27 protein-coding genes and 1 pseudogene are annotated in these 24,875 nt (G+C 73.5%); 13 read left to right on the top strand and 15 right to left on the bottom strand.

Features of this window, described 5'->3' with window-relative positions; all coding sequences use genetic code 11:
• The first annotated feature begins 193 nt into the window (after window positions 1-193).
• Genes ASD33_RS04395 through ASD33_RS04385 form a run of 3 tightly spaced genes read left to right on the top strand, consistent with a single transcriptional unit; the run spans window position 194 to window position 1,931 of the window.
• Window positions 194-1,087, top strand: coding sequence for an aminoglycoside phosphotransferase family protein (locus ASD33_RS04395; RefSeq protein WP_056553380.1), 894 nt, complete (start codon window positions 194-196; stop codon window positions 1,085-1,087).
• Between the two features lie 19 nt (window positions 1,088-1,106).
• Window positions 1,107-1,586 (top strand): GNAT family N-acetyltransferase, encoded by a 480-nt coding sequence (locus ASD33_RS04390; protein ID WP_056553377.1) that lies wholly within the window; start codon window positions 1,107-1,109, stop codon window positions 1,584-1,586.
• 9 nt (window positions 1,587-1,595) lie between these two features.
• A complete protein-coding gene (locus ASD33_RS04385) occupies window positions 1,596-1,931 on the top strand; it encodes a hypothetical protein (protein WP_056553374.1) in 336 nt (111 codons plus the stop codon).
• A 167-nt stretch (window positions 1,932-2,098) separates the two neighbouring features.
• Here ASD33_RS04385 and ASD33_RS04380 read toward each other — a convergent pair whose 3' ends face one another.
• Window positions 2,099-3,097 (bottom strand): zinc-binding dehydrogenase, encoded by a 999-nt coding sequence (locus ASD33_RS04380; protein WP_056553370.1) that lies wholly within the window; start codon window positions 3,095-3,097, stop codon window positions 2,099-2,101.
• 124 nt (window positions 3,098-3,221) lie between these two features.
• On the bottom strand, window positions 3,222-4,385 hold the full coding sequence (locus ASD33_RS04375; RefSeq protein WP_056553367.1) for an NAD(P)-binding protein: 1,164 nt from the start codon (window positions 4,383-4,385) through the stop codon (window positions 3,222-3,224).
• Window positions 4,386-4,497: 112 nt separating this feature from the next.
• Here ASD33_RS04375 and ASD33_RS04370 point away from each other — a divergent pair, with 112 nt between their 5' ends.
• Complete coding sequence (locus ASD33_RS04370) at window positions 4,498-5,172, top strand: pentapeptide repeat-containing protein (protein ID WP_056553901.1); 675 nt, start codon at window positions 4,498-4,500, stop codon at window positions 5,170-5,172.
• 97 nt (window positions 5,173-5,269) lie between these two features.
• Here the strand turns inward: ASD33_RS04370 and ASD33_RS04365 are convergent, their stop codons facing one another.
• The 3 genes from ASD33_RS04365 to ASD33_RS04355 all read right to left on the bottom strand — a co-directional run bounded on the left by ASD33_RS04365 (window position 5,270) and on the right by ASD33_RS04355 (window position 7,807).
• Complete coding sequence (locus tag ASD33_RS04365; RefSeq protein WP_056553365.1) at window positions 5,270-5,770, bottom strand: hypothetical protein; 501 nt, start codon at window positions 5,768-5,770, stop codon at window positions 5,270-5,272.
• 13 nt (window positions 5,771-5,783) lie between these two features.
• Window positions 5,784-6,437 (bottom strand): response regulator transcription factor, encoded by a 654-nt coding sequence (locus tag ASD33_RS04360; RefSeq protein ID WP_056553896.1) that lies wholly within the window; start codon window positions 6,435-6,437, stop codon window positions 5,784-5,786.
• Between the two features lie 173 nt (window positions 6,438-6,610).
• Entirely contained in the window at window positions 6,611-7,807 is a 1,197-nt protein-coding gene (locus ASD33_RS04355) for a histidine kinase (RefSeq protein WP_056553362.1), read from the bottom strand.
• 132 nt (window positions 7,808-7,939) lie between these two features.
• Here ASD33_RS04355 and ASD33_RS04350 point away from each other — a divergent pair, with 132 nt between their 5' ends.
• Complete coding sequence (locus ASD33_RS04350) at window positions 7,940-8,941, top strand: ATP-binding cassette domain-containing protein (protein WP_063991896.1); 1,002 nt, start codon at window positions 7,940-7,942, stop codon at window positions 8,939-8,941.
• Window positions 8,941-9,744 (top strand): ABC transporter permease subunit, encoded by an 804-nt coding sequence (locus tag ASD33_RS04345; RefSeq protein ID WP_056553356.1) that lies wholly within the window; start codon window positions 8,941-8,943, stop codon window positions 9,742-9,744. Before ASD33_RS04350 ends, ASD33_RS04345 begins: the two co-directional genes overlap by 1 nt.
• Window positions 9,745-9,771: 27 nt before the next feature.
• Here ASD33_RS04345 and ASD33_RS04340 read toward each other — a convergent pair whose 3' ends face one another.
• The 3 genes from ASD33_RS04340 to ASD33_RS04330 all read right to left on the bottom strand — a co-directional run bounded on the left by ASD33_RS04340 (window position 9,772) and on the right by ASD33_RS04330 (window position 13,061).
• On the bottom strand, window positions 9,772-10,995 hold the full coding sequence (locus ASD33_RS04340; RefSeq protein WP_056553353.1) for an FAD-dependent monooxygenase: 1,224 nt from the start codon (window positions 10,993-10,995) through the stop codon (window positions 9,772-9,774).
• A gap of 276 nt (window positions 10,996-11,271) precedes the next feature.
• Window positions 11,272-11,892 carry a response regulator transcription factor gene (locus tag ASD33_RS04335; protein ID WP_056553350.1) on the bottom strand — a complete coding sequence of 207 codons (621 nt, stop codon included), beginning with the start codon at window positions 11,890-11,892 and terminating at the stop codon, window positions 11,272-11,274.
• Window positions 11,892-13,061, bottom strand: coding sequence for a sensor histidine kinase (locus ASD33_RS04330; protein WP_056553893.1), 1,170 nt, complete (start codon window positions 13,059-13,061; stop codon window positions 11,892-11,894). Before ASD33_RS04330 ends, ASD33_RS04335 begins: the two co-directional genes overlap by 1 nt.
• Before the next feature lie 117 nt (window positions 13,062-13,178).
• On the opposite strand from ASD33_RS04330, the pseudogene ASD33_RS34820 reads away from it, so the two are divergent.
• The 4 genes and pseudogenes from ASD33_RS34820 to ASD33_RS04315 all read left to right on the top strand — a co-directional run.
• Window positions 13,179-13,593 (top strand): annotated as a pseudogene (locus tag ASD33_RS34820) (hypothetical protein); the annotation flags it as partial.
• Window position 13,594: 1 nt separating this feature from the next.
• Window positions 13,595-13,966, top strand: a 372-nt coding sequence (locus ASD33_RS04320; protein ID WP_057573886.1) for a heme-binding protein, incomplete at its 5' end; no start/stop codon positions are given.
• A gap of 4 nt (window positions 13,967-13,970) precedes the next feature.
• Window positions 13,971-14,104: heme-binding protein (locus tag ASD33_RS33820; protein WP_206780088.1), on the top strand; the 134-nt coding region annotated here is incomplete at its 5' end.
• A 254-nt stretch (window positions 14,105-14,358) separates the two neighbouring features.
• The gene (locus tag ASD33_RS04315) at window positions 14,359-15,771 is read left to right on the top strand and encodes a M1 family metallopeptidase (RefSeq protein ID WP_056553343.1); all 1,413 of its coding nucleotides are present in this window, start codon (window positions 14,359-14,361) and stop codon (window positions 15,769-15,771) included.
• On the opposite strand, the gene ASD33_RS04310 is transcribed toward ASD33_RS04315, so the two are convergent.
• Window positions 15,768-16,331: a GNAT family N-acetyltransferase gene (locus ASD33_RS04310; RefSeq protein ID WP_056553891.1), complete on the bottom strand. Its 564-nt coding sequence runs from the start codon at window positions 16,329-16,331 to the stop codon at window positions 15,768-15,770. The genes ASD33_RS04315 and ASD33_RS04310 overlap by 4 nt on opposite strands.
• A 61-nt stretch (window positions 16,332-16,392) precedes the next feature.
• Window positions 16,393-16,968 (bottom strand): TerD family protein, encoded by a 576-nt coding sequence (locus ASD33_RS04305; RefSeq protein WP_017238251.1) that lies wholly within the window; start codon window positions 16,966-16,968, stop codon window positions 16,393-16,395.
• A gap of 114 nt (window positions 16,969-17,082) precedes the next feature.
• Here ASD33_RS04305 and arfB point away from each other — a divergent pair, with 114 nt between their 5' ends.
• Window positions 17,083-17,520, top strand: a complete 438-nt coding sequence (gene arfB, locus ASD33_RS04300; RefSeq protein WP_056553340.1) for an alternative ribosome rescue aminoacyl-tRNA hydrolase ArfB — start codon at window positions 17,083-17,085, stop codon at window positions 17,518-17,520.
• A 45-nt stretch (window positions 17,521-17,565) separates the two neighbouring features.
• Here arfB and ASD33_RS04295 read toward each other — a convergent pair whose 3' ends face one another.
• The 3 genes from ASD33_RS04295 to ASD33_RS04280 form a co-directional block, all read right to left on the bottom strand.
• On the bottom strand, window positions 17,566-18,333 hold the full coding sequence (locus ASD33_RS04295) for a GntR family transcriptional regulator (RefSeq protein WP_056553338.1): 768 nt from the start codon (window positions 18,331-18,333) through the stop codon (window positions 17,566-17,568).
• A complete protein-coding gene (locus tag ASD33_RS04290; protein ID WP_056553335.1) occupies window positions 18,333-18,878 on the bottom strand; it encodes a UTRA domain-containing protein in 546 nt (181 codons plus the stop codon). Before ASD33_RS04290 ends, ASD33_RS04295 begins: the two co-directional genes overlap by 1 nt.
• Window positions 18,879-19,474: 596 nt before the next feature.
• Window positions 19,475-20,038, bottom strand: a complete 564-nt coding sequence (locus ASD33_RS04280; protein ID WP_242426827.1) for a flavin reductase family protein — start codon at window positions 20,036-20,038, stop codon at window positions 19,475-19,477.
• Between the two features lie 373 nt (window positions 20,039-20,411).
• On the opposite strand from ASD33_RS04280, the gene cdgB reads away from it, so the two are divergent.
• A complete protein-coding gene (cdgB, locus tag ASD33_RS04275; protein ID WP_056553325.1) occupies window positions 20,412-22,226 on the top strand; it encodes a diguanylate cyclase CdgB in 1,815 nt (604 codons plus the stop codon).
• A gap of 95 nt (window positions 22,227-22,321) precedes the next feature.
• On the top strand, window positions 22,322-23,290 hold the full coding sequence (locus ASD33_RS04270) for a CBM35 domain-containing protein (protein WP_056553322.1): 969 nt from the start codon (window positions 22,322-22,324) through the stop codon (window positions 23,288-23,290).
• 60 nt (window positions 23,291-23,350) lie between these two features.
• Here the strand turns inward: ASD33_RS04270 and ASD33_RS04265 are convergent, their stop codons facing one another.
• Window positions 23,351-23,767, bottom strand: a complete 417-nt coding sequence (locus ASD33_RS04265) for a hypothetical protein (protein ID WP_057573880.1) — start codon at window positions 23,765-23,767, stop codon at window positions 23,351-23,353.
• 166 nt (window positions 23,768-23,933) lie between these two features.
• A complete protein-coding gene (locus ASD33_RS04260; protein WP_056553314.1) occupies window positions 23,934-24,860 on the bottom strand; it encodes a 1-phosphofructokinase family hexose kinase in 927 nt (308 codons plus the stop codon).
• Window positions 24,861-24,875: the final 15 nt, after the last annotated feature.

The following is a 24,875-nucleotide window of genomic DNA, read 5'->3' as shown; positions in this document are numbered from 1 at the left end:
TGGATACGGGTCCTTCGGCGACGCTTCCCGTACGGGGCCGGCCCTGGGTCCGAGGGTGCGTGGCAAGGGCGTTCCACGTGCGGATTCCGTTGCTCCGGAAGGACTCCCCCGTGCCCGTGCGCAGGACCCCGCGCGTGGTCGTCGGGGAAACGAAGGCGGACGCCCCCTGGGGCCCTGGCCCTAGGGTCGTAGCGTGATCCACGTACCCGAGGAACTGGCCCGGTCGCAGGTGAAGTACAACGGCGAGGCCGGGCGGGCCTTCGTCGCCGGGCTGCCCGCGCTCGCCGAGGACTTCCTCGGCCGGTGGGGGCTGCGGGTCACCGGCCCCTCGATGCACGGCGTGGCCTCGCTGGTCCTGCCCGTCGAACGGGCCGCCGACGGCGCGCCCGCCGCGCTGAAGATGCAGATCCTCGACGACGAGACCGAGGGCGAACCGGCCGGCCTGCTCGCCTGGGGCGGGGACGGGTGCGTGCGTCTCCTCGACCACGATCCCGCCACCGGCACGATGCTCCTCGAACGGCTCGACGAGGCCCGGCCGTTGACCTCCCACGCCGACACCCGCGAGGCGCTCGGCGTCGTCGCCGGGCTGCTCGCCCGCCTGTCGGCGGTCCCCGCGCCGGCCGGGCTGCGCGGCCTCGGCGACATCACCGCCGCGATGCTCGACGCGGTGCCCGGCGCCGAGAAGAGCCTCGGTGCCGCCGACGCGGCCGTCCTGCGGGACTGCGCGGCGGCCGTACGGGAGGTCGCGGGCGAACCCGGGGACCGGCTGCTCCACTGGGACCTGCACCTGGGGAACGTGCTCGCGGCGGACCGGGAACCGTGGCTCGCGATCGACCCGAAGCCCCTCGCGGGCGACCCCGGTTTCGAGCTGCTGCCGGCGCTCATGGACCGGTTCGACCCGGACCCGGCGGAGGTGCTGTGGCGCTTCGACCTCCTCGCCGAGGTCGTCGGGGACCGGGGGCGCGCGGTGGCGTGGACGCTGGGGCGGGTGCTGCAGAACGGGCTGTGGGACGTGGAGGACGGGGAGCCCGCGCTCGACCCGGAACAGGTCGCCGCCGCGCGGATCCTGCTGGCCGGAAGGGCCTGACACGGGGCAGTCTTGGGCCATGATCCGTACCGCCGTCGCTTCCGACGTTCCCGTCATCCACTCCCTGATCCGTGACCTCGCGGAGTACGAGAAGGCCCTCGACGAGGTCCGCGCCACCCCCGAGCAGCTCCACGAGGCCCTGTTCGGCGACCGCCCGGCCGCCTACGCCCACATCGCCGAGGCCGAGGACGGCGAACCGGTCGGCTTCGCGCTCTGGTTCCTCAACTTCTCCACCTGGCGCGGCGTCCACGGCATCTACCTGGAGGACCTGTACGTCCGTCCCGAGGCGCGCGGCGGCGGCCACGGCAAGGCCCTGCTCACCGAACTGGCCCGGATCTGCGTCGAGCGCGGCTACGAACGCCTGGAGTGGTCCGTACTGAACTGGAACAAGCCCTCGATCGACTTCTACGAGTCCCTCGGCGCCCGCCCGCAGGACGAGTGGACGGTCTACCGGCTGACGGACGGGGCCCTGGCGGAGCTCGGTTCGGGCGGGGTGTAGGAAAGGGGCATGGACAACGACATCGAGCAGCGCTTCCAGCGGATCACGGCCTTCGTCGAGGCGCGGCTGACCCCGCTCTTCGACCCCGCGAACGGCAGCGACCACGGTTTCGGGATGGACGACACCTCCCGCGCCCTGCGTGCCACCCGCTACACCGTGCAGGCCGCCTCGGCCGTCAACGGGCTCGTGGAGAAGCGCGAATCGGCGCCGGAGCTGCGCCAGGTCGTGGACCAGGCGCTGGAGCACAACTGGGACGTGCTGCGTTCCGTCGCCCGCATGTGGGAGGACCACCCCGACTTCCTGAAGGAGTACAAGGCGCACTCCTGGGACGTCATCGGGGTCTGAGGGGGATGGGGATTCGGTGGGGGGCTGGGGCCGGTCCCGAAGGGCCTTGGGGGCGGACCCTGAGGACCTCGGGCCCGACCCGTAGGACCCTGAGCCGGACCCTGAGGACCTCGGGCCCGACCCCGTAGGACCCTGAGCCGGACCCGTCACAACCCCGGCCCCACCGCTCAGGGGATCAGGACCACCTTGCCCGTCGTGCCCCTGGTCTCCAGGGCGCGGTGGGCGTCCGCCGCCTTCGCCAGGGGGAAGCGGTGGACCGCCGGGCGGAGGGTGCCCGTGCTCGCCGCGGCCAGGGCGGCGAGTTCGAGGCCGCGGACGTCGCCGCCCGCCTTCCGGATCATGACGGGGCCGAGGACGGACTCCGACGTGATGCCCCGCGCCGCCAGCTCCTCCGGGGTGAACGTGAGCGGCTCCCCGTCGTGGAGTCCGGTGCTCGACCAGCCGAAGACGAGGTGCTGTCCGCCCTCGCCGAGGAGGTCCACGGCGGCCCGCCCGGTCTCGCCGCCGACCGAGTCGAAGACGACGGTCGCGGCGCGCCCGCCCAGGTGCGCGCGGACCTTCTCCGCCCAGTCGGGCCGCCGGTAGTCGACGGCCAGGTCGGCGCCGTTCGCCTCGACGAGGGCGACCTTCGCCGGGCCGCCGGCGAGACCGACGACGGTGGCGCCGGCGTTCTTCGCGTACTGCACCAGCAGGGTGCCGATGCCGCCCGCGGCGGCCGGGACGATCGCCACCGACTCCGGGCCGAGGGCCGTGAACTGCAGGATGCCCAGGGTGGTGCGGCCGGTGCCGATCATGGCGACCGCCTCCGCCGCGCCGAGGTGGTCGGGCAGGGCGTGGAGGCGGGCGGCGTCGGTGACGGCGAGTTCCGCGTAGCCGCCCGGGTTCATGCCGAGGTGGGCGACGACCCGCTTGCCGAGCCAGACGGGGTCGGTGCCCTCGCCGAGCGCGTCGACGGTGCCGGCGACCTCGCGGCCGGGGACCGTGGGGAGTGCGGCGGGCGCCGGGTACGGGCCCGTCATCCCCTCCCGCAGCGCGGTGTCGAGGAGGTGCACGCCGGCCGCCGCGACCCGGACGCGGACCTGGCCGGGGCCCGGTACGGGGTCGGGGGTCTCCTCGTACGTGAGGTTCTCAGCGGGGCCGAAGGCGTGGAGGCGGACGGCGTGCATGGCGTTCCCCGTTCGTCGTACGGATGGTGGTGCGCGGCGCGACGTCGCGGTGCACCGGCGTGCTGCACTCGCCCGCTGCACTCGCGTCGTCCGTCCCGCGTCCTACGCGGAACACCCTCGGACCTCAAGCGCGCTTGAGGTCAAGGCGTTCCGCGCGCAGCGCCAGCGACACCGCCTCCACCGCGCTCGTGAACGACACCTCCGACAGCACGCCCGGCGCCGCCACCTGGTCGCCCACCAGGTACACGCCGTCGCCCCGGTCGACGGCCGGCCGGTCGCGCCAGGTGGTGCCGGGGCGGTCCACCGCTCCCGTACGCCCCTGCGACACCGACTCCCGCCGCCACACCGTCCGCTCCCGCCAGCCCGGGAAACCGAGGTCGAGCAGCCGTTCCGCGTGCGCGACGCCGTCCGCCTTCGTCGCGCCGGGGGCGATCGGCAGCTGCGCCTGGACCAGCTGCTGCCCGGCCGGGGCGAGCGACGGGTCCTGGGCGGTGAACCGCTCGATCCAGCCCGGCGCGTCCACGTCGGAGACCGCGAACGGGTCCCCCTTCCGGGTGCGCAGCGCCAGGTCGAGCAGCACCGTACGGCCGCTCTCCCACGTCAGCGCCGGGTCGCCGAGGAGGCGGGCGGCGGCCGGCAGAGAGGTCGCCACGACCACCGGGCCCTCGCCCGAGGGGAGGCTGTCGACGCGCGAGGAGGTCTCGATCCGTACCCCCGTCTCCCAGGCGCGGGCGGCCATCCGCTCGATCAGTTGCCCCCAGCCGCCGCGCACGTACCGTGCCTCGGGCGGCAGGGCGGCGGCCCGGTGGAGGCGCTCCTGCACGAAGCGGGCGGAGAGCGCGCCGGGGTCGTGGTGGAAGAGCGCGACCGCCGCGTACGCCGCGGCCTCGCGCGCGGTCCGCGCGCCCGCGAGCCGGGTGGCCCAGCTGAGGAAGTCGAGGTCGGCGGGGGCCTGTTCGGCGGTACGGAGCGACTGGCGCAGCAGTCCGAGCGGCGGGGTGCGGCGCAGGGCGCCCGCCCGGTGGAAGCGGAGCCGGAGGGCCTCGGCGGCCGGCAGCGGGGCGAGCGGGCCGAGGAGGCCGCGCTGCCGGAGCCAGGTCCAGTGGGGGCCGCCGCGGTAGAGGGCGTGCGGGCCCTCGTTCGTGGCGTACGGGCCCTCGGCGGTACGGGCCCGGCCGCCGAGGGTGCGGTGCGCCTCGTGCACGGTCACCTTGAGACCGGCCTCGGCGGCGGTGATCGCCGCGGTGAGTCCGGCGAAACCGCCGCCGATGATCGTGAGCTTCCGCATGTCCGTCTCCCTCGTGGTGGCCGGTTCCGTACGGTTCCGTACGCATGACGGGGGGCGGGGGTCCGTTCGTGACATCGGGGGCGTTGTCAGTGGCGTACCTCACCATGGGTGCATGGCGACGACTCGGAAGAAGAAGGCGGCCGTGGCGGGGGCGCGGCGGCCGGAGGTGCGGCTGCCTCCCCTGGAGGCGTACGAGGGCGGGATCGCGGCGGACGGGGACTACGACGGCCTCGAACTGACCGGACTCGACCTGGCGGGGCAGTCGGGGGAGGGCGCGCGGTTCCTGGACTGCGCGCTGCGCGACTGCGGGCTGGACGAGGCGCGGCTTACGGGGGCGCGGTTCCTCGACTCGGTGCTCACGGGGGTACGGGGGGTGGGCACGGTCCTGTCGGGGGCCCAGCTGCGGGACGTGGAGCTCGTGGAGGCGCGGCTCGGCGGGACACAGCTCCACGGGGCGGTGCTGGAGAGAGTCGTGGTGCGGGGCGGGAAGATCGACTACCTGAACCTGCGGGCGGCGAAGCTGAAGGACGTCGTCTTCGAGGGCTGTGTCCTGAGCGAGCCCGACTTCGGGGGCGCCGCGCTCGAACGGGTGGAGTTCGTGGACTGCGTGCTCACCGGGGCGGACTTCAGCGGGGCCCGGCTGAAGGACGTGGACCTGCGGGGCGTCCAGCGGCTGGAGATCACACGGGGGCTGGACTCGCTGTCCGGGGCCGTGATCTCGACGGCCCAGCTCTTCGACCTGGCACCGGTGCTCGCGGCGCAGCTGGGGGTGCGGGTGGAGGGGTAGGGCGTTCGCGCCGCCCGCGTGGGTGTCGCGCCCGCGTGGGGGCGGGGCCCGCGTGGGGGCGGCGCCGGCAGGGAAGCAGGCCTGCCCCCCGTCGGGGTTACGGCAGCCGGGGGAAGCGGGCCTGGAGGGACCAGATCGCCGGGTTGTCGGCGAGGCCCTCGTGCATGTCCGTGAGGTCGGCGATCAGGTCGTGCAGGAAGTCGCGGGCCTCGCGGCGCAGCATCTTGTGGTTGAAGGTGACCGGCGGCTCGTCGCCCGGCATCCAGTCGGCCTCGACGTCCACCCAGCCGAAGCGGCGCTCGAAGAGCATCCGGTCACTGGACTCGGTGAAGTCCAGCTCCGCGTACTGCGGCTGGGAGGCGCGGTTGCCGCGCGGGTCCTGGTCGAGCTGCTCGACGATGTCGCACAGCGCCCACGCGAAGTCGAGCACCGGCACCCATCCCCAGGCTGTGGACACCTCGCGGTCCGCCTTGGTGTCGGCCAGGTACACGTCCCCGCAGAACAGGTCGTGGCGCAGAGCGTGGACGTCCGCGTGGCGGTAGTCGGTCTGCGGCGGGTCGGGGAAGCGACGCGAGAGGGAGTAGCCGATGTCGAGCACGTCACCGATGGTGTCACGGCGCCAGGCCCGCCTGGTACGCGAGGATCACCAGCTGCACCCGGTCGCGGGCGTCCAGCTTGGTGAAGAGCCGCGCCACGTGCGCCTTGGCGGTGGCCGCGCTGATGTGGAGCCGTTCCGCGATCTCCCCGTTGGACAGGCCCCGGCCGACCAGGGCCAGCACCTCGCGCTCCCGCGCGGTGACCCCGGTGAGGGCGTGCGACGGGGGCGGCGCGGGGACGCCGGGCTCCGGGCGGGCCGCGAACTCCTCGATCAGCCGCCGGGTGACGCCCGGCGCGATCAGGGCGTCCCCGGCGGCGACGACCCGGATCGCCGCCAGGATGTCGTCCAGGGCCATGTCCTTGACCAGGAAGCCGCTCGCGCCGGAGCGCAGCGCGCCGTAGACGTACTCGTCGTCGTCGAAGGTGGTGAGGACGAGGACGCGGGGCGCGCCGGGGCCGGCCGTCACGATCCGGGTGGCCTCGATGCCGTCCATGCCGGGCATCCGGACGTCCATCACCACCACGTCGGGCCGCAGCTCGCGGGCGAGCCGGACCGCCTCGTCGCCCGTGCCCGCCTCGCCGGCCACCGCGAGGTCGGGGCTGTCGGCCATGAGCACGCGCAGGCCCGCCCGTACGAGGGGCTGGTCGTCGACGAGGAGGACCCGGATGGGGGCGGGGGAGGGGCCGGACGCCGAGGAGGCCGTGTCTTCGGCGCGCGGGCTCTCGCCGTACGGACTCTCCGGGCGCGGACCCTTGCCGTAGGGGCTCTCCGGGCGCGGACCCTTGGCGTACGGGCTCTCGCCGTACGGACTCTCCGGGCGCGGGTTCTCGTCGGTGGGGCTCACGACGGGCGGGTTCCTTCCGGGGCGGTGGTGGGCAGGGGCAGCAGGGCCGTCACGTGGAAGCCGCCGCCGGGGCGCGGTCCCGCGGAGAAGCGGCCACCGAGGAGCTCGGTCCGCTCCCGCATGCCGACGATGCCGTACCCGCCCCCGGCCGGGGCGGGGCCCGCCGGCCTCGCGGTCGCGGGGCCGTCGTCCGTGATCTCGACGACGAGGCCGTCCTCGCCCCGCTCCACGGTCACCCGGCAGGCGGGTGCGGACGCGTGGCGTACGACGTTCGTCAGCGACTCCTGCACGATCCGGTACGCCGCCAGGTCGACCTCCGGCGGCAGCGGCCGGCCGGGGTCCCCGAGGTGCCGCACCTCGACCCGTACGCCCGCGTCCGCCGTCGACGCGGTGAGCCGCTCCAGGTCCGCGAGGCCCGGCGCGGGATCGCGCGGCGCGTGCCCGTCGGCGTCCCGTGCGGCGGCCCGCAGCGCGCCCAGGGTGCGGCGCAGACCGGCGAGGGTCTCGCGGCTGGTGGTCTCGATGGTGGCGAGCGCGTTGCGGGCCTCGGCCGGCTGGGTCTCGATCACCCGGCGGCCGACGCCCGCCTGGATGGCGATGACGCCGATGCTGTGCGCGACCACGTCGTGCAGCTCGCGGGCGATGCGCAGCCGTTCGGCGGCGACGGCCTCGGCGGCCGTCGCCGCCCGCAGCTCCGCCGCGTGACCGCGCCGGTCCCGTACCGAACGGCCCAGCAGCCCGGCGGTCAGCAGCGCGAGCGCGAGGGCCGCCACGGTGCTGACGAAGACGTCCTGCCCGGAGGTGGTGTAGGTGGCGGCGGCGACCTGCACGGCGAGCGAGCCGAGGGCGGCGGGCAGCAGCACCCGGAGCGGGCGCCGGGCGGCGAGCCACCCGACGATGCCGTCGGCGGCGAGCACCGGCAGGTAGAGGAGCACCGCTTCCGGCCGGGTGGTCGCCCCCGCGAACAGCCCGGTGAGCAGCAGTCCCAGCGCGGCGAGCGGGTTGCGGCGCGCCAGCGGCAGCGCCAGCCCCACGGTGACGGCGGTGAGGAAGAGCCGGAGTTCGGTGGAGCGGTACGGCCCCGCCCGCAGGGCGGAGAGCAGGACGAAGGGGTGGGCGACGGCCGCGCACCAGGCGAGGACCGCCGCCACCCGCCCGCCGGACGGGAGGGAGGAGCGCGGAGTGGCGGGCATGGCCCGATCGTAGGCACCGGCCCCGCGCCGGGACATCGGCCCGGGGGCGTACGCCCCCGGGCCACCCCCTCGCACCGCTTGTGCCCGGCCGGCCGATGTGCCGGGGGCTGCCGGGCCGGGACCGTGGGCCGCATGATCGAAGTACACGAACTGACCAAACAGTACGGCCGTCCGGGCCGGGGCCGGCTCGCCGTCGACCGGCTCGGCTTCGGCGTGAAGCCCGGGCGGGTGACCGGGTTCCTCGGGCCCAACGGGGCCGGGAAGTCGACGACCCTGCGGCTGATCCTGGGGCTGAACGAGCCGACGTCCGGCACCGCCACCGTCGGCGGGCGGCGGTTCCGGGACCTGCCGCGCGGGCTGCGGCACGTGGGGGCGCTGCTCGACGCGCAGGACGTGCACGGCGGCCGGACCGCCGAGGCCCAGCTGGCCGCGCTGGCCCGCGGCAACGGCATCCCGCGCCGCCGGGTCGGCGAGGTCCTCGACGAGGTCGGGCTCGCCGAGGTGGGCCGGCGGCGGATCGGCGGCTACTCGCTCGGCATGCGGCAGCGGCTCGGGATCGCCGCCGCACTGCTCGGCGACCCTCCCGTGCTGCTCTTCGACGAACCGGTCAACGGCCTGGACCCGGAGGGGGTGCTGTGGGCGCGCGGACTGTTCCGGCGGCTCGCCGCCGAGGGCCGGACGGTGTTCGTCTCCAGCCATCTGATGGGCGAGATGGAGCACACCGCCGACGACCTCGTCGTCATCGGCCGGGGTCGGCTCCTCGCGGCCGAGAGCGTCGCCGACTTCGCGGCGCGGGGCACCCGCCGGAGCGTGACGGTACGGCCGGCGGACCCGGCCGCCGCGCAGGGCCTGGCCGCCGCACTGACGGCGGAGGGGGCGACCGTACGCACGGAGCCTGTGCGAGCGGAGGCCGCCCACCCCGTACGCACGGAGCCCGTACGCACGGAGCCCGTACGAGCGGAGGCCGTACGAAGCGAGGCCGCCGGAACCCTCGTCGTCACCGGCGTGGACGCGGCCCGGATCGGAGTCCTCGCCTTCCGCCGCGGCGTCCCGCTCGCCGAACTGACCCCGAACGCCTCCACCCTCGAAGAGGCGTTCATGGAACTCACCGCCGACACCGTGGAGTACCGCTGATGGACGCCCGCTTCCGTGACCTCCTCGCCGCCGAGTGGCTGAAGCTGTGGTCGCTCCGCTCCACCCCCTGGGCCTTCGTCGTCGGCGCGGTCGCCGCGCTCGGCGTCAACCTCAACGCGACCCTCGCCGACCACCGCAACTACCCCCGCTACTCGGACGGCATCAAGGAACTCTTCGTGCCGATCTGGGCCATGCGCGACGCGTTCACGCTCGGCGGGGCCATGGTGTTCACCCTCGCGACCGCTTCCATCGGCGCGCTGATGATCGTCGGCGAGTACGGCACGGGCCAGATCCGTACGACCTTCGCGGCCGTCCCGGCCCGCCGGGCGGTCGTCGCCGCGAAGACGCTCGTCCTCGCCGCCGTGATGACGGCGTACGGGACGCTGGTCGCCGGGGTCTCGTTCGCCGCCACGCAGGCCGTGCTCGACGACCGGGGGGTCGGCATGGCGATCGGCGACGAGGGCGTGCTGCCGGCCGTCGCCGCGTCCGCGCTGCTCGCCCCGGTGTGCGCGCTCGCCGGTTTCGGCCTCGGGGCGCTCCTCCGGCACACGGCGACGACGATCGTCACCCTCACCGGCGTCCTGCTCCTGCTGCCGGCGCTGATGGACGACCGCAACCGCTGGGGCGCGACCTTCCTCCACGCCCTGCCGCAGGGGGCGTGGAAGCGGCTCACGGAGGTGGGGGAATCGCCGGTGCCGGTGGACTTCCCGTGGACGGCGGGCGGGGCGTGGACGGTGTACGCGGTGTGGGCGCTGGGCGCGGCGGCGGTGGCGTTCGTGGCGGTGGGGCGCAGGGACGTGTGAGCGCGTACGCCCCCGGGCCGCGTCCCGTCAGCGCCGCCCGTGGACCGCCCGCGCCACCCTCGGGCCCAGCCAGCGCTTCAGGCGCCGCAGGGACTCCAGCTGCCCGGCGGCCCGGTCGATCCGGTAGTACAGCTGCGGCGGGATGTGGGGGAGCAGCGGCGAGTGGCGCTGGCCCAGGAGGGCGAACATCTGCGCCGGTTCCAGGCGCATGTAGCGCGGCAGGTTCTCGTACCACTGGGCGCTGTACCGGGCCGCGCTCTGCGCGGAGACGAGTTCCGCGCGGCGCCGCTTCCCGTACGTGGTGAGGGCGGTGTCGAGGTCCCGGCCCCCGGCGCCGCTGCCCGTGCCGCGCAGGGCGTCCGCGAGGGCGAGCGCGTCCTCCAGGGCCAGGGTGGTGCCCGCGCCGATCGAGTAGTGGGTGGTGTGGGCGGCGTCGCCGAGGAGGACGAGGTTGCCGCGGTGCCAGACCCGGTTGGTGAGGGTGCGGAAGGTGAGCCACTGGGCGGGTTCGTCGGCCCGGCCGCGGCCGATCAGCTCGTGCCCGTCGAGCAGGTCGTGGAACAGCTTCTCCAGGAGGCGCAGGCTGTCGGCCTCGCCGAGCGCGTCGAGCCCGAGGCCGGTCCACGTCTCGGGGGAGCACTCGACGACACAGGTGGAGCGCTCGCCGCTGAACCCGTACGCGTAGCACCAGATCCAGCCGTGCTCGGTCTCCTTGAAGGCGAAGCTGAACGAGTCGAAGACCTTCGTGGTGCCGAGCCAGACGTACGGGTTGCGGCCGCTCGTGGCCTCGCCGCCGAAGTGGCCGGAATGCGCCTCGCGGAGGGCGCTGTTGACGCCGTCGGCGGCGACGACCAGGTCCGCGTCGGCCAGTTCGGGTGCGTCCGGTCCGGTGATCTCGTGCTCGAACCGGACCCGTACGCCGAGCTCCTCCGCCCGGTCGGCGAGGAGCGCGAGCATCCGCCGGCGTCCGATGCCGAAGCCCGCGTCGCCGCGGTGCACGGTCCGTTCGTCGCGGACGATCGCGACGCCGTCGGTCCAGGTCACCGACGCCTCGGCGACGGCGGCGGCGGACTCGGGGTCACCGGCGCGCAGCTTGTCGAGGAGCCCGGCCCAGTACGTCACGCCCCAGCCGTACGTGGAACCCTCGGGGTTCCGCTCGTACACGGCGATCTCGTGGGCGGGGTCCTGCCGCTTCAGGAGGATCGAGAGGTAGAGGCCGGCGGGGCCGCCGCCGACGATCGCGAACTTCACGTGCGCTCCCACTGAGACATGACACCGTGCGGTCGAATGGCAACGCAGGGTAGCAGTGGTGAGGGTGCCGGGAGCGACGGAGTGCGGGTGGCGGCGTACGCGCCGGGCGGGGGCGCGGCCGTACGTGCCGGGTGCGGGTGCTCTCTTACGTGCGGGGCGGAGGTGCCTTCGTAGGTATGTGCCGGGCGGAGATGCCCTCGCATGTACGGGGGCTGTCGGAGGCCACTGCCCCCGACGGCCCCGCCCTCGACGGCCCCGCCTCCGGCGCCCCGCCCCCTACGGCAGCAGCCGTCGTTCCTTCGCCACCGCGACCGCGCCCGCGCGCGTGTCGACGCCGAGCTTCGCGTAGATCCGGCCCAGGTGGGTCTTCACCGTCGCCTCGCTGATGAACAGCGCCCGCGCGATCTCCCGGTTGCCCAGGCCCCGGCCCAGCTGGCCCAGGATGTCCCGCTCCCGGTCCGTGAGGCTCGGGCCCGCCGCGCCCCGCATCCGGTCCATCACCCGGCTGGCGACCGGCGGGGACAGGGCGGTGCGGCCCTGCGCCGCCGCGTGGATGGCGGCGAACAGCTCCTCGGGCCGCTCCGCCTTCAGCAGATAGCCGGTGGCGCCCGCCTCGATCGCCCGCGTGATGTCCGCGTCCGTGTCGTACGTGGTGAGGACGAGGACGTGCACCCCCGTCGGCGCGATCCGCCGGGTCGCCTCCACGCCGTCGATGCCCGCGCCGAGCTGGAGGTCCATCAGGACGACGTCCGGCTTCAGCTTCGCCGCCATGGCGACGGCCTCCTCGCCGCTGCCGGCCTCGCCGACCACCTCGATGTCGGGGGTGCTGCCGAGCAGGGCCAGCAGACCGGCGCGGACGACGACGTGGTCGTCGCAGAGGAGGATCCGTACGGACATCAGGACTCCAGGGAGAGCGGGATCGCGGCCGAGAGCACCGTGCCCTCGCCCGGGGTGGACTCGACTGTCAGGGTGCCGCCCAGCTGCCGCGCCCGCACGCCCATCGCGGGAAGACCGTGGCCCCGTACCCCGCCCGGCTTCTCCACCGGGTCGAAGCCCCGCCCGTCGTCGGCGATGTCCAGGACGACCTGGTCGTCGAGGTAGGTGAGGGTGAGCGCGGCGGACTCGGCGCCGGCGTGCTCGCGGATGTTGGCGAGGGCGCCCTGCGCGATCCGCAGCAGCGCCGACTGCACCCGCTCGGGCAGCGGCACGGCCGTCCCGTCGACCCGGAACGCCGCCGACTCGCGTGCGGCGAGTCCGCGCAGCGCCTCTTCGAGACCGCCGCCCTCGGCGAGGTCGGCGGGCGCCAGGTCGTGCACGAAGCGGCGCGCCTCGGCCAGGTCGCGTTCGGCGATGGACTCGGCGGTACGGACGTGGCGGCGCGCGGTCGACGGGTCGCTGTCCCAGGTGCGGTCGGCAGCCTGGAGCAGCATCTGCTGGCTGGACAGGCCCTGTGCCAGGGTGTCGTGGATCTCCATCGACAGTCGCTGGCGCTCGGCGAGGGTGCCCTCGCGGCGCTCGATCGCGGCCAGTTCGCGGCGGGTGCGGATCAGGTCGTCGATGAGGGCCCGCTGCCGGGCCGCCTGCCGGTCGGAGTACACGAACACCCCGGTGGCGAGGGCGGCGACGGCCGGCGGGGCGACGATCAGGTTCGGGTCCCAGCCGCCGTGCGCCAGCTGCACCTGCGCGAACACCACGAACGCGGTCAGCAGGGTGACCAGACCGAGCGCCGCGCGCGCCGGGAGCGTGCGCAGGCCCGTGTAGAAGAGCGGCACCGCGCACCAGGCGAAGCTGGGCGCGAGGACGACGAGGACGATCCACACGGCGACGACCGTGCACAGCCAGGCGATCCGGCGGGGCGCGGCGCGGGTGCCGACGACGGGGCCCAGGAGGTACAGGGCGGCGAGGGCGCCGGAGAGGGCGACGATCCAGGGGCTGCGCTCCTCCCAGGGGTGGCGCAGCAGGAACCGGGCGAGGGAGGCGCCGAGGAGGAGGAAGAAGGCGATGTGCATGACCCGCGCCAGCCAGCGGGCGTCGGGATCCTGCTCCGTCCCGGTCGGCCGTGTCACGTCCAAGCCGCCCGCCTCCTTCTCCACATACCTGCCTGACCTGGGGATATCAGTCCATCCTGGCCCGGAGGGACCACGTGGGCATCAGCCGATCGGCTGACCCGGCCGTCCTCCAGTGTGCGTGAGGAGGGCAGCCGGACCGTGGACCGGGCGGCCCGGGTTCCGGCCACAGGATGGGTTGCAGAGCGAAGGAGCAGCACGAAGCCCCGCCGCTCGGCAGACCTCCTCACCGCATCTCACCCTCACGGAGTTCCTCATGAAGAAGATCCTCTTCGGTGCCACCGCCGCCGCCGTCATCGCCGCCGGTACCTTCGGCGCGGTCTCCGCGAACGCCTCCGCCCCTGCCGCCGCCCCCGCCGCCGCGATCACCGCCGACGCCGGCAACGCCAACCTGCAGCAGTCGACGCACCTGACGATCGAGGCCGCCACGAAGGCCGCGCAGGCCACGCTGGACGCCGCCGAGAAGGAGAACCAGCGCGTCTCCGTCGCCGTCGTCGACCGCAACGGCAACACCATCGTCACCCTCCGCGGCNGCCACGAAGGCCGCGCAGGCCACGCTGGACGCCGCCGAGAAGGAGAACCAGCGCGTCTCCGTCGCCGTCGTCGACCGCAACGGCAACACCATCGTCACCCTCCGCGGCGACGGCGCCGGCCCGCAGTCCTACGAGTCGGCCGTGAAGAAGGCCTACACCGCCGTCTCCTGGAACGCCCCCACCTCCGAGCTGGCCAAGCGCCTCACCAACGCCCCCACCCTCAAGGACATCCCCGGCACCCTCTTCCTCGCCGGCGGCGCCCCGGTGACCGCCAAGGGCGCGCCCATCGCGGGCATCGGTGTCGCGGGCGCCCCCTCCGGCGACCTCGACGAGAAGTTCGCCCAGGCCGGCGTCGCCACGCTCGGCAAGTAACCGNCCCTCTTCCTCGCCGGCGGCGCCCCGGTGACCGCCAAGGGCGCGCCCATCGCGGGCATCGGTGTCGCGGGCGCCCCCTCCGGCGACCTCGACGAGAAGTTCGCCCAGGCCGGCGTCGCCACGCTCGGCAAGTAACCGGAAGGCCGGCAGGTCGACCTCGCGGTCGACCTCGCGACCGGCCGACCCCACAGCTGGTGATGGCGCCCGGATCCCCCGCCGGGCGCCATCACCTTTTCCGTGTCCCGAACCTTTTCCGTATCCCGATCCCGCTTTCCGCGGCGGATTCCGCTTCCGTCCCGCTCGGGGCCGATACACGATCCGTCCCGGGCCGATACGCGATCCGTCCCGCTTGGGGCGGATACCTGATCCGTCCTGCTTAGGATCGTTACGTGATCCAGCGCCACCGCACCGGAACCGTCACCGGCGGCCTCGCCGCCGCCCTCGTCGCCCTCGCGCTGCTCGCGGGCGGCTGCACCGGTGCCACCGGTGGTGTCAGAGGTACGCCCGGGGCGGCCGGGGTGCGCGACCCGTACTTCCCGAAGCTGGGGAACGGCGGCTACGACGTCCGGCACTACGCCCTGGACCTCGCGTACGACCCCGGGACCGGGCGGCTCACCGGGACCGCCGACATCACCGCCCGCGCCACGCAGGACCTGAGCGCCTTCAACCTCGACCTGGCGGGCCTCACCGTCGAGGGGACGACCGTCGACGGCGCGCCCGCGGCGGCCAACCGGGCGGGGAACGAGCTGACGCTCAGGCCGCGCGAGGAGATCCGGGAGGGCGCGGAGTTCCGGACGGTCGTCAGGTACGCGGGTGTGCCCGAGCGGGTCACGGACGCGGACGGCTCGGAGGAGGGCTGGCTGCGGACGGCCGACGGGGCGGTCGCGGTCGGCGAGCCGACCGGCTCCATGACCTGGTTCCCCGGCAACCACCACCCCTCCGACAAGGCCGCGTACGACATCACCCTGACCGTCCCCGCCGGGCTCGAAGCGCTCTCGAACGGGGTCAGGACGGCCCGCCGGACGGAGCCGGACGGCCGGGTCACCACGGTGTGGCACGCGCCGGAACCGATGGCGAGCTATCTGGCGACGGTCGCGATCGGCCGGTACGAGACGAAGGCGGCGAGCACCCCCGACCCGGCGGTGCCGGTCCTGACCGCCGCCGAGCGGTCGGTTGCCGCGCGGAGTGCGGCGCTGCGGGACGAGGTCCCGCAGATCCTCGCCCGGCAGGTCCGGCGCTTCGGCCCGTACCCCTTCTCGGCCGCCGGGGCGACGGTCACCGCCGACGGCACCCTCGACTACGCCCTGGAGACCCAGACGCGTCCCGTCTTCCCCGCCGCCTCCTTCGACCGGACGACACTCGTCCACGAACTGGCCCACCAGTGGTTCGGGAACTCGGTGACGCCCGCGAGCTGGCGGGACCTGTGGCTGAACGAGGGCTTCGCGACGTACGCGGAGTGGCTCTACACGGAGGAGTACGAACACGTCCCCGCGCGGACGCACTTCGAGCGGGCGTTCGCCCAGGAGGCCAACTGGGCCTTCCCGCCGGCCGCGCCGCCCACCGCCGAGAACCTCTTCGACCCGCCGGTCTACCAGCGGGGCGCGATGGTCCTGCACAAGCTGCGGGAGACGGTCGGGGACGCGGTCTTCGACGAGATCCTCCGCGGCTGGCCGGCGAAGTACCGCCACGCCAACGCCACCACGGCCGACTTCACCGCCTACGCGGAATCCGTGGCGGGCCGGAACCTGGACTCCCTGTGGGACGTGTGGCTGTACGGCGACGAACGTCCGACGGCCCCTTAGGGGGCTGATCCGGAAGACAGGCTCTGAGGCGTGTTCTCCGCGAGGCTCTTGCGCAGGACCACGCACGGGCGGTCGAGCGCGCGGTCCCGGCGGCGGGCGGTCTCCTCGTAGCCGAGGGAGGTCCAGAAGGCTAGCGCCTTCGGGTTGTTCTCCAGGACGGCGAGCCGCAGACCCGTGCGGCCGGCGGCGCGGAAGCGGTCCTCGACGTACGCGGCGAGCCGGCGGCCGTGGCCCGAGCGGCGGACGTCCCCGTGGACCATCAGAAGCCCCAGCCAGGGGTCGGGATCGGCCGGGTCGGGGTGGTGGGCGAGGGTCACGGCGACCGCCACGAGCCGGCCCTCGGAGCGGGCGAGGAGGACCTCGGAGCCGGGCTGGGCCAGCTCCTCGGCGAGGGTGGCCGCGATCTGCTCGGGCCGGACGTCGGACGGGTCCGGGAAGTCGCCACTGAGCTGGTGGAACTCCTCGTTGGAGGCGTACAGCGCGGTGAGCTCGGTCAGCAGCGCGCCGGGGAGCGCGGCGCCGTCCTCCAGGGCCTTGGGGGCGAGGGCTTCGACGATCACGCGCACAGGGTAGAGCCCCGGCCGGGACTTCCCGGCCGGGGCTCCACCTGTGTGCGAAGGATCAGAGGTTGACGCCGAAGTCGCGGGCGATGCCCTCCAGGCCCGAGGCGTAGCCCTGGCCGACCGCGCGGAACTTCCACTCGGCACCGTTGCGGTACAGCTCGCCGAAGACCATGGCGGTCTCGACGGCGGCGTCCTCGGAGAGGTCGTAGCGCGCGAGCTCGGCGCCGCCGGCCTGGTTGACGATGCGGATGTACGCGTTGCGCACCTGGCCGAAGTTCTGCGAGCGGTTCACCGCGTCGTAGATGGAGACCGGGAAGACGATCTTGTCGACGTTCGGCGGGAGGGCCGCGAGGTTGACGTTGATCTGCTCGTCGTCGCCGCCGCCCTCGCCGGTGCGGTTGTCACCGGTGTGCACGATGGTCTGGTCGGGCGTCGACTTGTTGTTGAAGAAGACGAAGTGCGCGTCGGACGCGACCTTGCCCGCGGCGTCCACACCGATGGCGGAGGCGTCGAGGTCGAAGTCCGTGCCGGTGGTCGTACGGACGTCCCAGCCGAGGCCCACGGTGACGGCGGCGAGGCCGGGGGCCTCCTTGGTCAGGGAGACGTTGCCGCCCTTGGACAGGCTCACAGCCATGGAAAGTCCCTTTCATCGTGATGTCTTGCCTGGAGGAACGCGCGTGAGCGCCCGGCGGTTCCCGGAAGCTTCCGTGCGAAAACAGGATGACTCCGATGGCCCTGTGCGGGGAACATGGAGGGCATGTCCGGTCCGTATCCCATTCGCGGCTCCGTCTCGCTTCCCGAGGCCGAGCTCCAGTGGCGTTTCTCGCGTTCCTCGGGCCCGGGCGGACAGCATGTGAACACCAGCGACTCCCAGGTCGAGCTGCGCTTCGACCTCGCCGCCACGGAGTCGCTGCCCGAGGTGTGGAAGGCCCGCGCCCTGGAGCGCCTGGCGTCCCGCCTGGTCAACGGCGTCGTGACGGTCCGCGCCTCGGAGCACCGCTCCCAGTGGCGCAACCGCGAGACGGCGGCGGTCCGCCTCGCCGCCCTGCTCGCCGAGGCGACGGCCCCGCCACCGAAGCCCCGCAGACCGACGAAGATCCCCCGGGGCATCAACGAACGCCGCCTGCGGGAGAAGAAACAGCGCTCGGAGACGAAGAAGACCCGCCGGTCGCGCGACTGGAGCTGACCGGGGCCGTGTCCCGGCCGCCGCCCCCGTACCAGGGAGTGGGCGCTACATCACAGGCAGCCTGTAGCGCATCCGGTAGCGGTGTGCCGCCTTCGTCATCAGTGTGACCTCGATCGGACGCCGGGCGTCGGAGTAGACCACCCGGAAGGCGACCAGTACGGGCATGTCCTTCGGAAGCTCCAGCGCCACGACCTCCTCCTCCGTCGGGATCTCGGACGACAACTCGTCCACGAACTCGCGTGGAGGGAAGCCCATGGAGTCGAGCAGCGCCGGCGTACCGCCCCGAATCCGCTTCTTCTCCAGCACGGCCGTGCCCTCGACCAGGCTCAGCGGGTAGTACGACCGGGTGAGTTCCGTCGGCTCCCCGTCCAGGAACAGGATCTGCTTGCGGAGCACGGCTCGCTCGCCGTCCTCCAGGTGCAGGGCTTCGGCCACTTCCTGCGGCGGGACGACGACCTCGACGCCGAGGAGCTGGGACCTGCCGACCTGCTGCCGCTTCGCGGCCTCGGACATCCAGGGGTACGGCTCACCCGGCCCGGCCGGCCTCATGAAGGCGATCGGCTCGACGGACTGCTGCGCGTGTTGCCGCACGTACACGCCCTTGCCCGGGAGCCCTTCGAGGAGTCCCTCCGCCTTCAGCGCCTGGAGGGCCTTCTGGACGGTCGTATTGGCCACGTCGCCGTACTGCTTCATCAGCTCGGCGGTCGAGCCCAGCTTGCTTCCCGGAGGGAGGTCACCGCGGGTGATCTGCCGTCGAAGCTCCGCCGCGATCTTCTGGTGCGGGGATCTCGGATCCTTGAACTCCTTCGCCATCACACGCCCTGCTTCCCGAGCCGATACGTGAGGTGTCTGTCCGTCGGCATGGTCATCAGTGAGGCCTCCATCGGAGTCCCGTCGGCGGTTCGCGTCAGGCGGAGCAGGTGGAGGACGGCACTGCCCTCAGGCAGCTCCAGGTGCTCGCGCTCCTCCGTGGTGGCGAGGGCGGCGCTCACGTCCTCGACGACCTCGGCGCCGGTGTACCCCAGGTTCTTGAGCAGGGTGACGGCGCCGCCAGGCACCTTGCCCGGCTCTGCCAGGGGCGTGCCGCCCGCGATGGGGACGGGGTAGTACGAGTCGGCCAGTTCCACGGGCCGGTCGTCGAGCAGGATCAGCCGACGTCTGACGATCACGCGCTCGGCGGCTGACAACCGCAGGGCGGTACGGATGGCGTCGGGGGCGTCCACTTCGCCTGCCTGGAGAAGCCGTTGGCCGCCTCGGCGCCCACGGCGAGCGGCCTCATCGGTCCATGCGTCGCTCTGGCCGGGCTCGCGCGGGGCCAGGTACGGCGCGGTCTCGCTGATCCACGCATCGCCCGACATGTTCCTACCTCCAGGTGACTGTTGTCAGCGACCCTACTTCCTTGCTTCTGCCGGACCCGATCAACCTTAAGTGCTTGCCGCTTAGGGTCGTTTGCGCTTAAGGTGGGGATCGTGGAAATGACGGAAGCTGACGAACCGCAGAGCGGCGTTCCCGTACCGCCGGACGGGTTGAGCCCGGCTCTCCGGGCTCGGGCCGAAGCCGGGTGGCGGGAATTCCTCGAACGGTGGTTCGACGCCTGTGAGGAACCCGATCGGTGAGCGTGCCGGGCGCCGAGGGTGGGGAGGGCCACCCCCTCCTTCACCGGAGGGTCCGCGACATCGCGAGCCGAGGTGAAGGGGTGCTGACGGCCGTCGTTCACGAGTGGCACGGCGGCCGGCTGCTGCGTATCGCGTATCTCCAGCCCGCCACCGGCGTCGCCTGGACGACGGCGGTGGACAACATCAGGGCCGCCCTGGGGTGCGGGGCATCGCCTTGCGGGGAGGCGGGAGGCGGAGGCGAAGCCTCATGAAGGACGCTGAGAGTCGAAGCTCCGGCCATTCTCGGACCGTGGCCGAAGGGGCGCGTGAGGCGTTCCGCCACGCGCCGCCGCCCCGCCTCAGGACAGGTGCCGGTACTTCCCCTGGTAGTACATGAGCGGGCCGCCCTCCGGGGTCGGGCCGTCGACCGACAGGACCCGGCCCACCACCAGCGTGTGGTCGCCGGCCACGACCCTGCTCTCCGTGCGGCACTCCAGGGCCGCGAGCGCGCCGCTCATCAGCGGCGCGCCGCTCTCCTCGCCCCGGGTGTACGGCAGGTCCGCGAACAGCAGCCGGTCGCTCACGCGGTTCTTCATCGCGAAGCGGCCGGCGATGTGCCGCTGGTTCTCGGCGAGCATCGACACCGCCCAGACGGGCACCTCGGCGAGCAGGTCGTCCATGCGGGAGCCGTTGCGGAGGCTGACCAGGACCAGTGGCGGGTCGAGGGAGACCGACATGAAGGCGGTGGCCGTCATACCGACGTCCTCGCCGCGCGGGCCGTCGTCGGGGTCGTGCGCGGTCACCAGGACCACGCCCGCCGCGAGGCGGGACATCGCCGCCCGGAAGTCGTCGTTGCTCACCCCCTCAGCATGGGGGATGGCCAGATCGGACACGGGGGGAGTGGCGGGAGTCTTCTGCAGCACACTCGCACGCTAGTCCGGGCCCTCCGGCGCCCGCATCGGGCCCGGGGACCAGTCCGGCACCCCCGCCGGACCTAGGTCCTGGCCCCCGCCGGGACGCTACGGAGGCGCCCGCAGGTCACGGCGGAGACGCCTGCCGGGCCGCACGGAGGCGCCCACCGCGCCCCCGTGCCCGCCCGCCGCCGGGGTTGTACGCGACCCGCCCATGACCTGCTGTGACTTGAGTCACAGACACGAGTATTTGCTGACCCTGTGTACCGGGTGCGCAGCTCGCTGTGATTCAGTGGCGATGACAGTGCACGGTAAATCGTGACTGTGCACCACGAAGCCGATGAGAACCCTGGAGTTGCTGTCGAGGTCTCGGGGAGAGCGAGCGATGGAGACCGAGTCGGAGCCGTACGTCCGTCTCTCGACCCTGCGGCAGCTGCATCAGGTCGTGGCGGACCTCAACACCGCGCGCAGCCTGGCGGACACCCTGCAGACCGTCGCCGACGGTGTGGTCGCCGGTCTCAACTACGAGCTGTGCTGCGTCAACCTCGTACGCCCCGACGGTGACCTCGTCGTCGCCGCCTTCGCCGGAAGCACCGCCGCCGAGGCCCTGATCACCGGCCGGGTCGGCTCCCGCGCCTCCTGGGACCGGCGCCTCTCCATGGCCGACGCCTGGGGCGACCTGCGGTTCATCTCGCACACCGAGGGCTGGGTGCTCATGGAGGACGACGTCCCCCAGTGGCACACCGACGGCCCCGCGCCCCGCTTCGAGGACGAGTGGCACCCCCACGACCGCCTCTACGCCCCGATGTACGCCTCCGGCTCCGGCCGCGAGCTCCTCGGCGTCATATCCGTCGACCGCCCGCGCAACGGCCGGCACCCCGGCCCCTGGGGGCAGGAGGCGCTCCAGATGTACGCCTCCCAGTCCGCCATCGCCATCAGCAACGCCCGCCTCCGCTCCAACATGCAGCGCGCCCTCGTCCGGCTCGAACGCGAGCAGCAGGCCCTCCGCGCCAGCGAGGAGTCCTTCCGGCAGGCCTTCGAGTACGCCCCCTCCGGCATGGCCATCGCCGAGATGGGCGGCGACCAGCACGGCCGCCTGCTCCGTACCAACGACGCCCTGTGCCGGCTCCTCGGCCGGCCCGCGTCCGTCATGCGGCGCTACTCCTTCGCCGACCTCGTCCACCCCGAGGACATAGGGACCCTGCTGCGGACCTCCGCCGAGGGCGGCCGGGCCGAGCTGCGGCTCGGGCGGCGCGACGGCACGTACGTCTGGGTCTCCCTCCGCAACTCCGTCGTCGCCGACACCGCCGACGGCCCCCGCTTCCTCCTCACCCACGTCGAGGACATCGAGGAGCGCAAGCGGCACGAGCTCCAGCTCGCCCACCGCGCCTCGCACGACGCCCTGACCGGCCTCCCCAACAGCGCCGAGCTGCGCTCCCGCCTCTCCGCCCGCCTCTGCGAGCGCCCGGCGGCCCCCGGCCCCGCCGTCGAGGTCGCGTACGGCGGCTACGAGACGCCGGGCTACGACTCCCAGCGCGACGGCGGCTACGACACGGCGGGCTACGACACGGCGGGGTACGACACCTCGGGGTACGACTCCCAGCGCGACGGCGGGTACGAGCCCGCGTACGACTCCGGTGACTCCGGCCACGACCCCGCTCCCGCCGCGCCCTCCGGCTACGGCGGCTCCCCGTACGAGCACGCCCACGAGCACGGCTTCGGCTTCGAGCCGGCCGGCGTCGGCCCGTACGACCACCACGTCCACATCGTGGCCCCCACGGGCGGCGACGTCGACGACGGCACCAAGGGACTCGCCGTCCTCTTCTGCGACCTGGACGGCTTCAAGTCGATCAACGACCGCTTCGGGCACCACACCGGCGACGCCGTCCTCATCGAGGTGGCGCGCCGGCTCACCACCGGCGTTCGCGACGGCGACACCGTCGCCCGGCTCGGCGGTGACGAGTTCGTCGTCCTCGCCGACGGGCTCGGCGCGGCCGATGCCGCTGACCTGGCCGTACGCCTCCGCAACGCGATCATTCCGCCCATCCGGGTGGACGGGCGGGCCGTTCGGGTGGGGGCGAGTTTCGGCATCGGATGGGCCGAATGCGGGATGTCCGTGGAAGAGGTCCTGAACTCCGCGGACCAACGGATGTACGTGGAGAAACGCTCCCGTGCCAAGGTCCACCGCCGCGCCGGCTGAGGCGCCGCACCCGCCCGGGCCCGCTTCGGCGGCTGCTCCGTTCGGGGTAGGCTCGGCCGGTCGGCGACGGCTGGCGAGCATGGAGAGGAACCCGGATGGCTGCCGGTAACGACGGCGCGAACACGCCCGAGAACGACGACCCGTTCGGCTACCTGTACGAGGACGGCCAGGCGGCGGGTGCCCAGCCCCCGCAGGGTGGTGGCTACGGCTACCCCGGCCCCGCGCAGGCGCAGCCAGGCGTCCCCCGCACCTCGTACAACCAGGTCAGGACGGTCGGCGAGCGCCAGTACGGGCAGCCGCCGCAGGGCCAGCAGCCCTACGTGCCGCCGCAGCAGCAGGCCTCCTACGGGCAGCCGCAGGCGCAGTACGCCGCCCCCGAGACGTACGGCGGCCAGCCGCCCCGCCAGGCCCCGCCGCAGCAGCACCACGGCGGCTCCGGCCGCGGCCCGAACACCAAGGGTCTGCTGATCGGCGCGGTCGCGGTCGTCGCGGTCGTCGTGATCGCCATCACGGCCGCCGTGATCAGCAACTCGGGCAACAAGGACGACAAGAACGGCCAGGCCGGCGGCACCACCCCGACCGCGCCCTCGACGGTCTCGGAGAAGCCGACCACGGAGCCGAGCCCCGACAAGACCCAGGCGGAGCTGCCGAAGCAGGATGCGGCCACCCTGAAGCTGGGCGGTGCGGCGTCCCTGTCCAAGGACGTGAAGGGTGCGAAGGGCGCGGACGGCGCCTATGTGACCTTCAACGGGGTGGGCGGTTCGGCGAGCTGGTCCGTCAACGTGCCCGACTCCGGCGAGTACACGCTCCGCATCACGTACGGCGTGCCCGGCAAGGATGCCAAGACCACGCTGACGGTCAACGGCGAGCCGCCGCGCGGCGTGAACATGTCCAACTTCGCGAAGGCCGCCGAAGGCGACTGGGAGAAGGGCTGGACCTACACGTACGCCTACGTGAACCTGAAGAAGGGCGACAACGCACTCAAGATCTCCTGCGAAGCGGGCGACACGTGCGAGGCGATCCTGGACCAGGTCTACCTGGAGGCCGGCCACACCGGTAGGTGAGCCTCGCGTCCCCGGGGTGCCCGCGACGGTCGGACGGCGTCGGGCCCGGTGAGCCCGCGCCTACCAGTCGGAGCAGCTGTTGACGAGGGTGCCCGCACTGTTGGTGCGGGCAACCTGCACCCCGATGTTGAACAGCCCGTTGGGGTGCGAGGCGGTGGTCTCCCACGTGCTCCTCGTTCCGGAGCCCTTGGCGTTCGTGCGCCACGGCCAGTAGTGCACCTTTCCCCAGACGTCGGTGGACAGCAGGCGCATGCGCACTTCGTAGCCGTCGGCCAGGGTGTCGTCCAGAGTGAAAGAGATCTCCACGGTGGCGTCCGGGCCGTGGTAGTTCGAGTAATACAAGTCCCCGTGCGCGCCCGGGGTGTTGCACGAGGCGCTGCCGGTGTTCTCCTCTGCGTGGGCCGCACCCGTCATCGGCAGTGTCAGGGCCAGGGTCGTGGCGAGAATTCCGGCAGTGGTGAGGACTCTCCGGCGCATGTGTCTCTCCCTGAGGGCGACCGTGTGTGATCGCTGCATCATCGATCACGAGTCGGGTCGAGGCTAGGGAAAAATGCCGTTGTGGTCTGAATTCGACCACATGGCCGCTCGGGCCTGAACCGGCGTGGAGCCGCATGGGTGCGGGCTGAGCTCTCGGGCGCGGTTCCTACACCCGCGCCGGTTCCTCCGTCACCTTCACCCGGGGCAGCAGCTCCTCGTACGCCGTGCGGTCGAACTCCCCGGCTACCGGGGAGAGCACCGTCGCCGCCGACAGGGCCACCGCCCGGGTCAGTCGTTCCGGCCAGGGCGCGTCGTCGGCCAGGCCCGAGAGCAGGCCCGCCACCGCCGAGTCGCCCGCGCCCGTCGGGTTGCCCTTCACCGGTGCGGGCGGGGCCGCGTGCCACAGGCCCTCCGGGGTGGCGGCGAGCAGTCCCTCCGGGCCCAGTGACGAGACGACCGCGCGGGCGCCCCGGCCCCGTGCCTCGCGGGTCGCGCGCAGCGGGTCGCGGGAGCCGGTGAGCTGGGCGAGTTCGTCGGCGTTCGGCTTGACCAGGTCCGGGCGGGCGGCGATGCCCCGCCGCAGGGGTTCGCCGCTGGTGTCCAGGAGGACGGGGACCCCGGCCGTCCTGGAGAGCCGGACGAGTTCCGCGTACGCGCCGACGTGGATGCCCGGCGGGAGGCTGCCGCAGAGCGCGACCGCCGAGGCGCCGTCCAGGAGTTCCGTGAAGTGGTCGCGGAAGGCGGTCCACTCGGCGGCCGAGACGGTCGGTCCGGGTTCGTTGAGCTGGGTGGTGTCGCCGGTCGTGGCGTCGACGATCGCGACCGTACGGCGGGTGGGGCCGGCGGTGGCGACGAGTTCGTCCCGGACGGGCGTCGCGGCGAGCTGCTCGCGCAGGACGCCGCCGGTGGTGCCGCCCGCGAAGCCGGTGGCGACCGTCTCGTGGCCGAGGGCCGCGAGGACCCGGGCGACGTTGAGGCCCTTGCCGCCGGGCCGTTCGATGACCTGGGTGACGCGGTGGGAGGCGTGCGGGGTGAGCGCGGGGACCCGATAGGTCAGGTCCAGTGCCGTGTTGAGGGTGACCGTGAGAATCACCTGTCCACCCCCCGT

The sequence above is a fragment of the Streptomyces sp. Root1304 genome (assembly GCF_001426405.1).
Taxonomy (GTDB): Bacteria; Actinomycetota; Actinomycetes; order Streptomycetales; family Streptomycetaceae; genus Streptomyces.
The sequence above is the reverse complement of the archived record's forward strand: the minus strand, read 5'-3'. Positions and strand labels throughout refer to the sequence as shown.